Raw genomic sequence first — 13,637 nt, forward strand, 5'->3', positions numbered from 1 at the left:
CGTCGCGTCCGCCGCGCGGGCGGGGCCGGCGGCCCCGCCCGCGGGGCGGCTGTCACCCGGGCGCCACCGTGCCGTCACCCGCCGGGGCGACCGCGCCGGTGCGCCCGTGGGCGCCGCTGAGCCGCTCGGCGTGCTCCTGGAGGGAGCGGACGCCGACCTGGCCGCCCGCGACGGCCTCGATGCCCTGGACGGCGGCGGCGAGCCCCTGGACGGTCGTCACGCACGGTACGCCCCGCAGCACGGCCGCGGTGCGGATCTCGTACCCGTCGAGCCGCGGCCCCGACTGGCCGGGGCTTCCGAAGGGAGTATTGACGATGAGGTCGACCTCGCCGTCCAGGACGCGCCGCACGATGGTGGGCTCGCCGTCCGGGCCCGGGCCTTCGCTGTGCTTGCGCACGATCTTGGCACGCACGCCGTTGCGGCGCAGGACCTCCGCGGTCCCTTCCGTGGCAAGAATCTCAAAGCCCAGGTCAGCGAGCCGCTTGACCGGGAAGATCATGTGCCGCTTGTCCCGGTTCGCGACCGACACGAACGCGCGGCCCTTGGTGGGCAGCGAGCCGTAGGCGGCCTGCTGCGACTTGGCGAACGCGGTGCCGAACACCTCGTCGATGCCCATGACCTCGCCGGTGGAGCGCATCTCGGGGCCGAGGATCGTGTCGACGCCCTGGCCGCGCTCGTTGCGGAACCGGTCGAAGGGCAGCACGGCCTCCTTGACGGCGATCGGCGCGTCCAGCGGCAGGGTGCCGCCGTCGCCGGCCTCGGGGAGCAGGCCCTCGGCGCGCAGCTCGGCGATCGTGGCGCCCATCATGACGCGGGCGGCGGCCTTGGCGAGCTGCACCGCGGTCGCCTTCGACACGAACGGGACGGTCCGGGACGCGCGCGGGTTGGCCTCCAGGACGTACAGGACGCCCGCCGACAGCGCGTACTGGACGTTCATCAGCCCGCGGACCCCGACGCCCTTGGCGAGCGCCTCGGTGGACTCCCGGATGCGGCGGATGTCGTCGTGGCCGAGGGTGATGGGCGGCAGCGCGCACGCCGAGTCGCCGGAGTGGATGCCGGCCTCCTCGATGTGCTCCATGACGCCGCCGAGGTACAGCTCCTCGCCGTCGTAGAGGGCGTCGACGTCGATCTCGATGGCCTCGTCCAGGAACCGGTCGACGAGCACCGGGTGCTCGGGGCTCGCCTCGGTCGCCCGCGCCATGTACGACTCCAGCGTGGTGTCGTCGTACACGATCTCCATGCCGCGCCCGCCGAGCACGTAGGAGGGCCGGACGAGGACGGGGTAGCCGATCTCCGCGGCGATCTCGAGGGCCTCCTCGTAGGAGGTGGCGGTGCCGTGCTTGGGCGCGAGCAGCCCGGCGCGGTGCAGGACGTGCCCGAACGCGCCGCGCTCCTCGGCGAGGTGGATGCTCTCGGGGGACGTCCCGACGATCGGCACGCCCGCGTCCTTGAGCTTCTGCGCCAGGCCGAGCGGGGTCTGCCCGCCGAGCTGGACGATGACGCCCGCGACCTCGCCGGACTGCTGCTCGGCGTACACCACCTCGAGGACGTCCTCCAGGGTGAGCGGCTCGAAGTAGAGCCGGTCGGAGGTGTCGTAGTCGGTGGAGACGGTCTCGGGGTTGCAGTTGACCATCACGGTCTCGTAGCCCGCCTCGGCGAGCGCGAACGAGGCGTGGACGCACGAGTAGTCGAACTCGACGCCCTGCCCGATCCGGTTGGGCCCGCTGCCGAGGATGATCACCTTGGGCTTCGCGCCCGGCGGGACCTCGGTCTCCTCGTCGTAGGCGGAGTACAGGTACGGGGTCTGGGCGGCGAACTCGGCGGCGCAGGTGTCGACGGTCAGGTAGACGGGGCGGACGCCGAGCGCGTGCCGCAGTTCCCGGACGACCTCCTCCGACAGGCCCCGCAGCTCGCCGATCTGCGCGTCGGAGAACCCGTGCCGCTTGGCGCGCAGGATCTTGTCGCGGGTGAGCGCGTCGTCGGCGGTGCGGATCTCCTCGGCGATCTCGTTGATCGCGGCGATCTGGTCGAGGAACCAGGGGTCGATCCCGGTCGCCTCGTAGACCTCCTGGATGCTCGCGCCCGCCCACAGCGCCCGCTGGACGTCGCGGAGCCGCCCGTCGTGCGGGCGCCGGGCCGACTCCAGCAGCTCCCGGTCGTCGGCGGCGCCGGCCCAGCTGAACGACGAGCCCTTGCGCTCCAGGGACCGCAGCGCCTTCTGCAGCGCCTCGGTGAAGCAGCGGCCGATCGCCATCGCCTCGCCGACCGACTTCATGTGCGTGGTGAGGGTCGGGTCGGCGCCGGGGAACTTCTCGAACGCGAACCGCGGCACCTTCACCACGACGTAGTCGAGGGTCGGCTCGAACGACGCGGGGGTCTCGCGGGTGATGTCATTGGGGATCTCGTCGAGGGTGTAGCCGATGGCGAGCTTCGCGGCGATCTTGGCGATCGGGAAGCCGGTGGCCTTGGACGCCAGGGCCGACGAGCGCGACACCCGCGGGTTCATCTCGATGACGATCATCCGGCCGGTGCCGGGGTGCACGGCGAACTGGATGTTGCAGCCGCCGGTGTCGACGCCGACCTCGCGGATCACCGCGATCGCGACGTCGCGCATGTTCTGGTACTCGCGATCGGTCAGCGTCATCGCGGGCGCGACGGTGATCGAGTCGCCGGTGTGCACGCCCATCGGGTCGAGGTTCTCGATGGAGCAGACGATGACCACGTTGTCGGCGCGGTCCCGCATGACCTCCAGCTCGTACTCCTTCCAGCCGAGGATCGACTCCTCCAGGAGCACCTCGCTGGTCGGGGACGCGTCGAGGCCGGCGCCGGCGATGCGGCGCAGCTCGTCCTCGTCGTGGGCGAAGCCGGAGCCGCGGCCGCCCATGGTGAACGACGGCCGGACGACGAGCGGGTAGCCGAGCTCGCCGGCCGCCGCGATGATCTCGTCCATCGTGTGGCAGATGACGGACCGGGCGGACTCGGCGTTCAGGCCCTGCTCGCGCGCGACCTTGGCGACGATCTCCTTGAACCTCTCCCGGTTCTCGCCCGCCTGGATCGCGTCGACGTCGGCGCCGATCAGCTCGACCCCGTACTTGGCGAGGACGCCGCTCTCGAACAGCGCGATCGCGGTGTTGAGGGCCGTCTGGCCGCCCAGGGTGGGCAGCAGCGCGTCCGGCCGCTCCTTGGCGATGATCTTCTCGACGACCTCGGGGGTGATCGGCTCGACGTAGGTGGCGTCGGCGAACTCCGGGTCGGTCATGATCGTGGCGGGGTTGCTGTTGACCAGCGTCACCCGCAGGCCCTCGGCCTTCAGCACCCGGCACGCCTGGGTGCCGGAGTAGTCGAACTCGCACGCCTGGCCGATGACGATCGGCCCCGAGCCGATGACCAGGACGGACTTCAGGTCTTCGCGGCGCGGCATTACTTCGACGCCTCCATGATCTCGCAGAAACGGTCGAAGAGCCCGGACGCGTCGTGCGGGCCCGCCGCGGCCTCCGGGTGGTACTGGACGCTGAACGCCGGGCGGTCCAGGAGCCGCAGCCCCTCGACGCAGCCGTCGTTGAGGTTCACGTGGCTGACCTCGGCGCGGCCGTACGGGGTGTCGAACGGGCCGTCGGCGGGCGCGTCCACGGCGAACCCGTGGTTGTGCGCGGACACGTCGACCTTGCCGGTCGCCTTGTCCTGGACGGGCTGGTTGATGCCCCGGTGCCCGAACCGCAGCTTGTAGGTGCCGAGGCCGAGCGCGCGGCCGAAGATCTGGTTGCCGAAGCAGATGCCGAAGAACGGCTTGCCCGCGTCCAGGACGCCGCGCAGCGCGTCGACGGCGTACCCGGCGGCGGCGGGGTCGCCGGGGCCGTTGGAGAAGAACACCCCGTCGGGGTTCAGCGCGAGGATGTCCTCGGCGGTGCTGCCCGCGGGCAGCACGTGCACCTCGCAGCCCCGCTCGGACATCCGGTACGGCGTCATCGCCTTGATGCCGAGGTCGACGGCGGCGACGGTGTAGCGCTTCTCGCCCTGCGCCGCGACGACGTACGGCTCGGCGGCCGAGACGTCCCGGGCGAGGTCGGCGCCCTCCATCGACGGGCTCTGCCGGACGCGCTCCACCAGCGCGTCCTCGCCGGGCGCGACGGCGTCCGGGCCGCTGAAGATCGCGGCGCGCATCGCGCCCTTGTCGCGCAGGTGCCGCGTCAGCGCGCGGGTCCCGGGGATCGCGATGCCGACGATCCCCTGCTCGCGCAGCGCCGACCCGAGCGAGCCGGTCGCGCGCCAGTTGGACGCCACGCGCGCGGGCTCGCGCACCACGTACCCGGCGACCTGGATGCGCGCGGACTCCGGGTCCTCGGTGTTGACGCCGGTGTTGCCGATGTGGGGGGACGTCATCGCGACGATCTGGCGGGCGTACGAGGGGTCGGTCAGCGTCTCCTGGTAGCCGGTCATGCCGGTGTTGAAGACCATCTCGCCGAAGGTCTCCCCCGTGGCGCCGTAGGCGGTCCCGCGGAAGACCCTGCCGTCTTCCAGAACGAGCAGTGCAGGGGTCACTGAAGCTTCCCTTCCAGGACGGTCGGCTCGCCGCGCAGGAACGTCGCGACGACCCGGCCCGGCAGCTCCAGCCCCGCGAACGGGGTGTTGCGGCTCTTGGAGGTCATCGCCGACGGGTCCACCGCGCGGCGCGGCGACGGGTCGTACAGCGTGATGTTGGCGGGCGAACCTGCCTCCAGCGGACGACCCTGTCCGGTAAGGCGGCCGATCTCGGCGGGACGGTACGACATCCGGTCGGCGACGCCGGCCCAGTCCAGCAGGCCGGTCTCGACCATGGCCTCCTGGACGACCGGCAGCGCCGTCTCCAGCCCGATCATGCCCATCGCGGCGACCGCCCACTCGGTCTCCTTGGCCTCGACCGGGTGGGGGGCGTGGTCGGTGGCGACGCAGTCGATGGTGCCGTCGGCGAGCGCGTGCCGCAGCGCGGTGACGTCGTCGGCGGTGCGCAGCGGCGGGTTGACCTTGAAGATCGGGTCGTAGGTGCCGGCCTTGGCGTCGTTCAGCAGCAGGTGGTGCGGGGTGACCTCGGCGGTCACCGGGCAGCCCTTGCTCTTCGCCCAGCGGATGATCTCCACCGAGCCGGCGGTGGACACGTGGCAGACGTGCAGCCGCGACCCGACGTGCTGGGCGAGCAGCACGTCCCGGGCGATGATCGCCTCCTCGGCGACCGCGGGCCAGCCGCGCAGCCCGAGCGCGGCCGACATCTCGCCCTCGTTCATCTGCGCGCCCTCGGTGAGCCGGGGCTCCTGCGCGTGCTGCGCGACGACGCCGTCGAACGCCTTCACGTACTCCAGCGCCCGCCGCATGATCACCGCGTCGGACACGCAGTGCCCGTCGTCGGAGAACACCCGGACCGCGGCGGCGGAGTCGGCCATCGCGCCGAGCTCGGCGAGCTGCTCGCCGGCGATCCCGCGCGTCACCGCGCCGACGGGCTGGACGTCGCAGTACCCGGCCTCGCGGCCGAGCCGCCACACCTGCTCGACGACGCCGGCGGTGTCGGCGACCGGGTCGGTGTTGGCCATCGCGTGGACGGCCGTGTAGCCGCCCATCGCCGCCGCCTTCGTGCCGGACTCGACGGTCTCGGCGTCCTCGCGCCCGGGCTCGCGCAGGTGCGTGTGCAGGTCGACGAGGCCGGGCAGCGCGACGAGGCCCTCGGCGTCGACGACCTGCGCGCCCGTCTCGTCCAGGCCGGAGCCGACCTCGGCGATGACGCCGTCGCGGACGAGGAGGTCGGCGGGCTCGCCGCCGAGGATCCGGGCGCCCTTGATGATGTACGTGCTCACTGGGAGACCTCCTGGCCGATCGCGGGATTCAGCACTGCCGCCGAGCAGCAGGAAAGACCGCTCACTGGGAGACCTCCTGGCCGATCGCGGGCTCGGAGCCCCCGAGCAGCAGGTACAGGACCGCCATGCGGGCGCTGACGCCGTTGGCGACCTGCTCGACGATCGTGGAACGGACGGAGTCGGCGACCTCCGCGGCGATCTCGACGCCGCGGTTCATCGGGCCGGGGTGCATGACGATGGCGTGGTCGGGCAGCGCCGCCATGCGCTCGGCGTCGAGGCCGTAGCGGCGGCTGTACTCGCGCACCGTCGGGAAGTACGCGGCGTTCATCCGCTCCTGCTGGACCCGCAGCATCATGATCACGTCGCTCTTGGGGAGCACGCCGTCCAGGTCGTAGGAGACCGAGCAGGGCCAGGTGTCGATCGCGACCGGCAGCAGCGTCGGCGGCGCGACGACGGTGACGTCCGCGCCGAGCGTGTCCAGCAGCAGCACGTTGGATCGTGCCACCCGGCTGTGCAGGACGTCGCCGACGATCGTGACGCGGCGGCCCTCCAGGTCGCCGAGCCGCTTGCGCATCGTGAACGCGTCCAGCAGCGCCTGCGTCGGGTGCTCGTGGGTGCCGTCGCCGGCGTTGACGACGCTGCCCTGCACCCAGCCCGCGAGCCGGTGCGGGGCGCCGGACGCGCCGTGCCGGATGACGACGCCGTCGGCGCCCATCGCCTCCAGGGTGAGCGCGGTGTCCTTCAGGCTCTCGCCCTTGGACACGCTCGACCCCTTCGCCGAAAAGTTGATCACGTCGGCGGACAGCCGCTTGGCGGCCGCCTCGAACGAGATCCGGGTCCGGGTGGAGTCCTCGAAGAACAGGTTGACGACCGTCCGGCCGCGCAGCGTCGGCAGCTTCTTGACGGCGCGGCTCGCGATCTGCGCGAGCTCCTCGGCCGTGTCCAGGACCAGCAGCGCGTCGTCGCGGGTCAGGTCGGCCGCCGAGATCAGATGGCGTTTCACTTGGCTCCCTCCGCGGGGACGGGCGCCCCTGCCGCGGGGCCGAGCAGGACGGCGTCGCGGCCGTCGTTCTCGGCCAGCAGCACCTTCACGTTCTCGCGCATCGAGGTGGGCAGGTTCTTGCCCACGTAGTCGGCGCGGATGGGCAGCTCCCGGTGCCCGCGGTCCACCAGGACGGCGAGCTGCACGGCGCGCGGCCGCCCGAGGTCGTTGAGCGCGTCGAGCGCGGCGCGGACCGTCCGGCCGGAGAACAGCACGTCGTCGACCAGCACGACGACGCGGTCGTCGATCCCGTCGGACGGCAGCTCGGTGCGGCCGAGCGCGCGCGCGGGACGCATGCGCAGGTCGTCGCGGTACATGGTCACGTCGAGGGAGCCCCACGGCACCGGCCGGCCCTCGACGTCGTGCAGCAGCCCGGCGAGCCGCTCGGCGAGCGTCACGCCGCGCGTCTGGATGCCGAGGAGCAGGACGTCGTGCCCGCCCTTGGTGCGTTCGAGGATCTCGTGCGCGATCCGGGTCAGCGCCCGCCTGATGTCGGGACCCTCCAGAACGGCCTTGGGCCGGGGGTCCGTGTCCGGGCGCGCCCCCGCAGGCCGGTCCGGCCTGGAGGCAGCATTCACCACCGGAACCTCCTTTCCCGCCTCACGGGACGGGTCTTAAAGGACGTCTTGTCCCCGACACGGTAGCAGCCGGGCGCGGCTGCCCCGCACCCGGGCCTCCCGCGTCTTGCCTGGTGAGAGGGGTCACACTCGGCCTGCGCGGGAGGCCGTCCGGCGCCCGCCGGCGGGCCCGCGCGGCCCTGCCCGGCAGGGCCTGCGGGGATCCGGACGGCCCGGATCGAGACCTGCGGATTCGACCGCTTTTTTCCAATCAGCTTGACCTAGGGCCCTCACCGTTTTACCGTCACTGTCCGTAACCATCCCTGGGGACAGGGTCTTGGGCCCGAAAGGCTCCGGGAATCTGTCTCCCCCCCGGCATCCGCCGGGGTCCAACGACGACGAAAGTGAGCCTGGGGGGCCGCAGAATGCCGTCTGAATACGCTAAGGCTCTCGGCGCGCGCCTGCGCGCCATCCGCACCCAGCAGGGGCTGTCGCTGCACGGTGTGGAGGAGAAGTCCCGCGGCCGCTGGAAGGCCGTCGTCGTGGGTTCGTACGAGCGGGGCGACCGCGCCGTCACCGTTCAGAAGCTGGCCGAGCTCGCCGATTTCTACGGCGTGCCGGTTTCCGAGTTGCTGCCCGGCGGAGCCGCGCCGAGCCCGCTCGGGCCCACGCCCAAGCTCGTCATCGACCTTGAGCGGCTGCAGCAGCTTCCGAAGGACAAGGCCGGTCCTCTCGCCCGTTACGCCGCGACGATCCAGAGCCAGCGGGGCGACTACAACGGAAAGGTCCTGTCCATCCGCCAGGAAGACCTGCGCTCCCTGGCGGTCATCTATGACAAGTCCCCGACCGAGCTGACCGAAGAGCTCATCACCTGGGGCGTGCTCGACCCGGAGGCGCGCCGCGCCGTCGAGTCGTTCTGATCGACCGCACCACCAGTTCCAGGCACCACCGGTTCGACGCATCACCAGTTCGGCGCTTCACCAGTTCGGCGCATCACCGTGACGGGGCCCGGCTCACCGCCGGGTCCCGTTCCGTTTCGCCCGCGCGCGGCCGGCCGGGCGCGCGGGGAACTCGATAGCGATTCCGCCCGGATTCCCCCGGGGCAGCGAATTTCCCGAAAAGCGCGGCGGTCCCTCCCGCACGCGCGCGGTTCCCGCGGCCCGCGGGCCGCAGCCATCACTCTGCGTCCACCCCGCCGCGTCACGACACGGGGGCGGCCCGGCGCTCCTCGCCGCGGGACGGGACGCGGCCGTCCGGGCGGCGGCCCCGGCGCGGGACGAGCAGGGCGAGCGGGAGCACGGCGACCATGACGGCGGCGCTGACCGCGAACCCGGACGAGAAGCCGCGCTCGCCCGGCAGGCCCGCCACGATCACGGCGCTGACCTGCGTGCCGAGGGACGCGCCGACGGTGCGGATGAGGGTGTTGATGCCGGTGGCGACGCCCGTCTCCCCCGCCGGGACGGCCGCGACGACGAGGTTCGCGACGGCGGCGTAGGCGAACCCGAGCCCGATGCCGCGGCCGAGCCCGCCGACGTAGAGCTGCCACATCGCCGCGTGCTCGACGACCACGAACGCGTAGCCGGCGGCGGTCAGGACCGCCCCGCCGAGCAGGACCAGGCGGGACCCGATCCGGCGGTCGAGGAGCCCGGCGGTCATCCCCGCCGCCGTCATCCCGATGCTGGCGGGCAGCTGCAGCAGCGCCGCCTGCGTGGCCGTCCCGCCGAAGCCGTACCCGGTGCTCGCGGGCAGCTGGACGAGCAGCGGGAACAGCAGCCCGCCCGCCATCAGCGCGTACCCCGACAGCAGCGACGCGGCGTTCGCCGTCCAGACCCCGCGGACGCGCATCAGCCGCAGGTCGACGAGGGGTTCGGCGACGCGGGCCTCGACCCGCAGCCACGCCGCCGCCAGCACCGCGGCGAGGCCGAGCAGGCCGAGGACGCCCGGGGACGTCCAGCCCCAGTCCATCCCCTCGGTGAGCGCGGTCAGCGCCGCGACCAGCCAGCCGGCGAACAGCGCGGCGCCCCACCAGTCGACCCTGGCGGCCTCCCGGGGCTCCGCGGCCGGAACGATCCACCAGGCGAGCAGGACGCCCGGCAGCAGCCCGGCCACCGGCACCCAGAGCAGCCAGCGCCAGCCCAGCAGGTCGATGATCGGGCCGGCCAGGCACCACGACACCGCGCCGCCGAGGCCCAGCATGGACGACATCAGGCCGACCGCCGACGCCGTCCGGGCGGGCGGGAACACGTCCCGGATGATCGTGTAGGCGAGCGGGAAGACGCCGCCGCCGATCCCGCTCAGCATCCGGCCGAACAGCATCAGCGGGAGCGACCCGGCCGCCGCCGCGATCACCATGCCGACGGTGGCGACGGCCAGGACCGCGAGCAGCACGCGGCGCGGCCCGTACAGGTCGCCGAGCCGGCCGACCACGGGCGTCGCCACGGCCGCCGACAGCGTCATCGACGTGATCGCCCAGGCGGCGCCGGCCGCCGTGGTGTGCAGGCCCTGCTGGATCAGCGCGAGCGCGGGCGTCACGACCGCCATCGACAGCGAGTACGCCATCACGCCGAGGAACGCCAGCAGCGGCACCAGCCCGCGCCCGCCCCGCGACCGCACCGCGCCCTCCCTTACTTCGCCGCCCTAACGATCCCACATCCCCCCAAAAGCGACATCGGCGGCCCACCGCTCCGCTGGCGTGCGGCGTGTCAGCGTGGCCGGGGCTCCCCGGCCACGCCGCGGGACCGGAGGGACGCGATCTCCGCGTCGGAGAGGCCCAGCACGTCACGGAGGATCTCGGCGGTGTGCCGGCCCAGCTCCGGGGCGGGCGCCGGGACGGGGTCCTCGTCGCCCAGCCGCATCGGGGACGCCGGGGCGAGGTGGCGGCCGATGCCCGGCTGGTCGATCTCGCCCATGAGCGGCTCGTCGTGCAGGCCCGCGGCGACCTCGGCGAAGCCGCGGTACCGGGAGCACAGCACGGAGGTGCCCTTCAGGGCGTCCTCGACCTCGGCGCACGTGCGGGACGCGAACCACGGGACGAGGACGCCGCCGAGCGCGTCCCGGTAGGCGTAGCGGTCGCCGGCGGTGCGGAAGTCGGCGCCGAGCGCGCGCTCCAGGGCGTCCGCGACCTCGGTGAGGCCGGTGGCGGCGACCAGGTCGCGCCAGTGGCGGGCGCTGAGGACGGCGACCATGACGCGCCCGTCGGCGGTGGCGAAGTCGCGGCCGAAGTCGCCGAACAGGTGGTTGCCGAGCCGCGGCCGGACCTGCCCGAACTGCGCCTCGGCGAGCATGCCGAGGTTCCCGGCGGTGGCGAGCGCGACGTCGGACAGCGCGACGCGCAGCCGCGTCCCCTCCCCGGTCCGCAGCCGGTGCCGCTCGGCGGCCAGCAGCCCGATCGCGAGGTACAGCCCGCACGCGACGTCCCAGGCGGGCATGACGTGGTTGGACGGCTCGGCGCTCCCGGACGGCCCGGTGATCGACGGGAAGCCCACCGCGGCGTTCACCGTGTAGTCCACGGCGTTGCCGCCGTCGCGGGTGCCGAGGAGCTGGACGTGGATCAGATCGGGCCGCGCCTCGCGCAGCGCCTCGTAGGTGAGGCCGTCGCGGGGCGGCGCGTTCGTCAGCACCACGCCGGCGTCGGCGGCCAGCCGGGCGACGAGGGCGCGCCCCTCGGCCGACCGCAGGTCCGCGGTGAGGGACCGCTTGCCCTTGTTCAGCCCGGCCCAGTACAGGCTGCGGCCGGACGGGGCGAGCGGCCACCGGTCGATGTCGGGGCCGCCGCCGGTCTGGTCGACGCGGATCACGTCCGCGCCGAGCTGGGCGAGGGTCATCCCGCCGAGCGGCGAGGCGACGAAGCTGGACAGCTCGACCACCCGCAGCCCCGCGAGCGGCGGCGACGTCACGTCATTCTGCATTCCACGGAGTATTCCGCGCGGCCATCACGATCGGCGCGCCGGGAGCGCCCGGCCTCCTCCGCACCGAGCACCTCGCCGCCGACCTCGACGGGCGGGACCGCGCCGGCACCGGTCGGCTCGGGGGGATGCGACCGGCGCCGGCGCGATCGTCGGGGGGCGGGAGGGCCGGGCCGGGCCGCCCGCTCGGTGAGAGCGGCGGCCCGGCCGCGGCAGGGCCGTGCCCTGGGGAGGGTCGGGCGGCCCTTCGAGGGGGTCTCGGGTCAGGACGTCGGCAACGTGGGCTGGCTGGTGACGCCGAGGGTGTCCTCGACGAGGGTGACGAAGACCTCCGCGTCGTGGAGGAGCTCCTCCGCCTCGCGCGGGCTGACGGCGCGCGGGAGGCCGGCCTCGGCGGCGGCGCGCTTGTCGGCGCCGGCGGCGAAGAACGCGGCCCACTCGCGCAGCGCGGGCTCGGCCTCGGGCAGCAGCACCCAGACGCTGCGCGGCCGCCCTCGGCGGTGGGTCTCCAGGGGCTCCTTGGACGCCAGCACCGCGGCGGCGGCGCGCAGCGCGGCCAGGTGGGCGCAGACGTAGCGGACGGCGGGCGAGGTGGCCTCGGCCGCCTCGGCGAGGCCCATGCGGGCGGCGTGCAGCTGGCCGACCGCCGTGTGGGCGGGGCGCGGCGCGGGGAGCGCGCGGTGGCGCGGGCCCGGCGCGGGCTGGGCGGCGGAGTGGACTCCGCGCGCGGCCGTCGTTGCGGACATGACTGCCTCCTTCCGGGGCTCGGGCCGGCCGGGCGGAGAGCTTCCCCTCACTCCGCCCGGCCGTCCGTCCCGCCGGCCACCGCTGCGCCGGTCGGGGACGTCGCCCTGGTGCGGGCCGCGAGTCCCGCACCACATCGAACATAAGTTCGACGCACTCACAGTAAAGCGCCCTGCCGCCGATTCGTCAACGTGTTCGAACGGGTGTCGCTTCCCGCAGGCCGGAGCCGTTCGCGCAGGCGAACGAGGAGGTCCGGCGGCCCGGCGCACCGTAAGGTGCAGGCATGCATCCGAATGTCGAACGGGTCGCCGCGGCGCTGCGCGCGCACGGCGCCACCGGGGAGATCGTCGAGCTGCCGGACTCGGCCCGCACCGCGCAGGCCGCCGCCGACCAGCTCGGCTGCGAGGTCGGCGCGATCGCCAACAGCCTGGTGTTCGACGCCGACGGGACGCCGCTGCTGGTGATGACCAGCGGCGCGCACCGCGTGGACACCGGCAAGGTCGCGCTGCTGGTCGGCGCGGAGAAGGTGCGGCGGGCGACGCCCGAGTTCGTCCGGGCGGCGACCGGGCAGACGATCGGCGGCGTCGCGCCGGTCGGCCACCCGGCCCCGATCCGCACGCTCGTGGACGTGTGGCTGGACAAGTACGACGAGGTCTGGGCCGCCGGCGGGCTCGCGCACACCGTCTTCCCGACCACCTACGGGGAACTGCTGAAGATCACCGGGGGCGACCCGGCCGAAGTGGGCTGAGAGGCTGAGCATGGAGATCTGGCACAACCCGCGCTGCTCGAAGAGCCGGGCCGCCAAGGCCGCGCTGGACGAGGCGGGCGTGGAGTACACCGAGCGGCGCTACCTGGACGAGCCGCCCACGGCGGACGAGCTGGACGCGGTGCTCACGCGCATCGGCGCCGAGCCGTGGGACGTGGCGCGCCTCGGCGAGCCGGTCGCCAAGGAGCTGGGCCTCAAGGACCTGGAGCACGACCGCGCCCGGTGGATCGAGATCATGGTGGCGAACCCGGTGCTGATCCAGCGCCCGATCGTGCTCAACGGCGCGGACGCCGTGGTCGCCCGCGACCCCGAGTCGGTCCGGAAGGCCCTCGACAGCCGCTGATGCGGGTGTGATTCTGGGGATCGGAACGCTGCGACGTTCCACGCCGACGATGAGTGACGTCCGGGAGGGGCGATGACCGCTCAGATGCGCACCGGCCCGGCGGCGCGCGACCCGGAGTTCCGGGGCATCGACCCGCCCGCGCTCGACCAGGTGATCAAGCAGCTGCGCGACGCGCAGGCCGCGATCGCGGGCTGGCTGAACGGGCACCGCCCGCCGGCGGGCGTCTCGGCGGCCGGCTACCGGGAGGCCGACCAGGTGGCGCACTGGGTGTCCGGCCAGCTCGGCATGCTGGCGCGGCGGTACAACTTCGCGATCACCCATCCGGACCCGGGCGGCGGGGTGGACGCCCCGCCCGCGCCGAAGCCCGCGCCGGCGCCGAAGCGGACCGGCGGGACCCCGGGCGGGACGCCCCGCCCGGTGCGCCCGCCGAGCCGGACGTCCCCCGTGCGCACGGTCGC

The 13,637-nt window shown here is 73.8% G+C and carries 12 protein-coding genes; 4 read left to right on the forward strand and 8 right to left on the reverse strand.

Translation table 11 applies throughout. From position 1 onward, the window contains the following. Positions 1-52: 52 nt before the first annotated feature. The 5 genes from carB to pyrR form a co-directional block, all read right to left on the reverse strand. Positions 53-3,421, reverse strand: coding sequence for a carbamoyl-phosphate synthase large subunit (carB, locus tag F9B16_RS22205; protein WP_151542031.1), 3,369 nt, complete (start codon positions 3,419-3,421; stop codon positions 53-55). Next, a complete protein-coding gene (gene carA, locus F9B16_RS22210; protein ID WP_151542032.1) occupies positions 3,421-4,539 on the reverse strand; it encodes a glutamine-hydrolyzing carbamoyl-phosphate synthase small subunit in 1,119 nt (372 codons plus the stop codon). Before carA ends, carB begins: the two co-directional genes overlap by 1 nt. Next, positions 4,536-5,822, reverse strand: a complete 1,287-nt coding sequence (locus F9B16_RS22215) for a dihydroorotase (RefSeq protein ID WP_151542033.1) — start codon at positions 5,820-5,822, stop codon at positions 4,536-4,538. Before F9B16_RS22215 ends, carA begins: the two co-directional genes overlap by 4 nt. A 61-nt stretch (positions 5,823-5,883) precedes the next feature. Then, complete coding sequence (locus F9B16_RS22220) at positions 5,884-6,825, reverse strand: aspartate carbamoyltransferase catalytic subunit (RefSeq protein WP_151542034.1); 942 nt, start codon at positions 6,823-6,825, stop codon at positions 5,884-5,886. Beyond that, positions 6,822-7,442 (reverse strand): bifunctional pyr operon transcriptional regulator/uracil phosphoribosyltransferase PyrR, encoded by a 621-nt coding sequence (pyrR, locus tag F9B16_RS22225; protein ID WP_151542043.1) that lies wholly within the window; start codon positions 7,440-7,442, stop codon positions 6,822-6,824. The genes F9B16_RS22220 and pyrR overlap by 4 nt, the downstream gene beginning before the upstream one ends. A gap of 404 nt (positions 7,443-7,846) precedes the next feature. Between pyrR and bldD the strand changes: the two genes are divergently transcribed. Beyond that, entirely contained in the window at positions 7,847-8,341 is a 495-nt protein-coding gene (gene bldD / locus F9B16_RS22230) for a transcriptional regulator BldD (RefSeq protein ID WP_030145002.1), read from the forward strand. 280 nt (positions 8,342-8,621) lie between these two features. Here bldD and F9B16_RS22235 read toward each other — a convergent pair whose 3' ends face one another. The 3 genes from F9B16_RS22235 to F9B16_RS22245 all read right to left on the reverse strand — a co-directional run bounded on the left by F9B16_RS22235 (position 8,622) and on the right by F9B16_RS22245 (position 12,072). Then, positions 8,622-10,034, reverse strand: coding sequence for an MFS transporter (locus F9B16_RS22235; RefSeq protein WP_225991848.1), 1,413 nt, complete (start codon positions 10,032-10,034; stop codon positions 8,622-8,624). A gap of 89 nt (positions 10,035-10,123) precedes the next feature. After that, positions 10,124-11,329, reverse strand: a complete 1,206-nt coding sequence (locus tag F9B16_RS22240; protein ID WP_151542035.1) for a CoA transferase — start codon at positions 11,327-11,329, stop codon at positions 10,124-10,126. Between the two features lie 260 nt (positions 11,330-11,589). Next, positions 11,590-12,072 (reverse strand): SAV_6107 family HEPN domain-containing protein, encoded by a 483-nt coding sequence (locus F9B16_RS22245; protein ID WP_151542036.1) that lies wholly within the window; start codon positions 12,070-12,072, stop codon positions 11,590-11,592. Positions 12,073-12,353: 281 nt separating this feature from the next. On the opposite strand from F9B16_RS22245, the gene F9B16_RS22250 reads away from it, so the two are divergent. The 3 genes from F9B16_RS22250 to F9B16_RS22260 form a co-directional block, all read left to right on the forward strand. Further along, positions 12,354-12,818, forward strand: a complete 465-nt coding sequence (locus F9B16_RS22250; RefSeq protein ID WP_151542037.1) for a YbaK/EbsC family protein — start codon at positions 12,354-12,356, stop codon at positions 12,816-12,818. Positions 12,819-12,828: 10 nt separating this feature from the next. Beyond that, a complete protein-coding gene (locus F9B16_RS22255; protein WP_151542038.1) occupies positions 12,829-13,179 on the forward strand; it encodes an arsenate reductase family protein in 351 nt (116 codons plus the stop codon). 72 nt (positions 13,180-13,251) lie between these two features. Next, positions 13,252-13,637, forward strand: a 386-nt coding sequence (locus tag F9B16_RS22260) for a hypothetical protein (RefSeq protein ID WP_225991849.1), incomplete at its 3' end; no start/stop codon positions are given.

This window comes from Actinomadura montaniterrae, from assembly GCF_008923365.1.
In the GTDB taxonomy this organism is placed as follows: domain Bacteria; phylum Actinomycetota; class Actinomycetes; order Streptosporangiales; family Streptosporangiaceae; genus Spirillospora; species Spirillospora montaniterrae.

Bases quoted from the DNA above. Each gene is read 5' to 3' on its own strand.
- carB (WP_151542031.1), bottom strand. From the start codon at position 3,421: ATGCCGCGCCGCGAAGACCTGAAGTCCGTCCTGGTCATCGGCTCGGGG.
- bldD (WP_030145002.1), top strand. From the start codon at position 7,847: ATGCCGTCTGAATACGCTAAGGCTCTCGGCGCGCGCCTGCGCGCCATC.
- F9B16_RS22240 (WP_151542035.1), bottom strand. From the start codon at position 11,329: ATGCAGAATGACGTGACGTCGCCGCCGCTCGCGGGGCTGCGGGTGGTC.
- F9B16_RS22245 (WP_151542036.1), bottom strand. From the start codon at position 12,072: ATGTCCGCAACGACGGCCGCGCGCGGAGTCCACTCCGCCGCCCAGCCC.
- F9B16_RS22250 (WP_151542037.1), top strand. From the start codon at position 12,354: ATGCATCCGAATGTCGAACGGGTCGCCGCGGCGCTGCGCGCGCACGGC.
- F9B16_RS22255 (WP_151542038.1), top strand. From the start codon at position 12,829: ATGGAGATCTGGCACAACCCGCGCTGCTCGAAGAGCCGGGCCGCCAAG.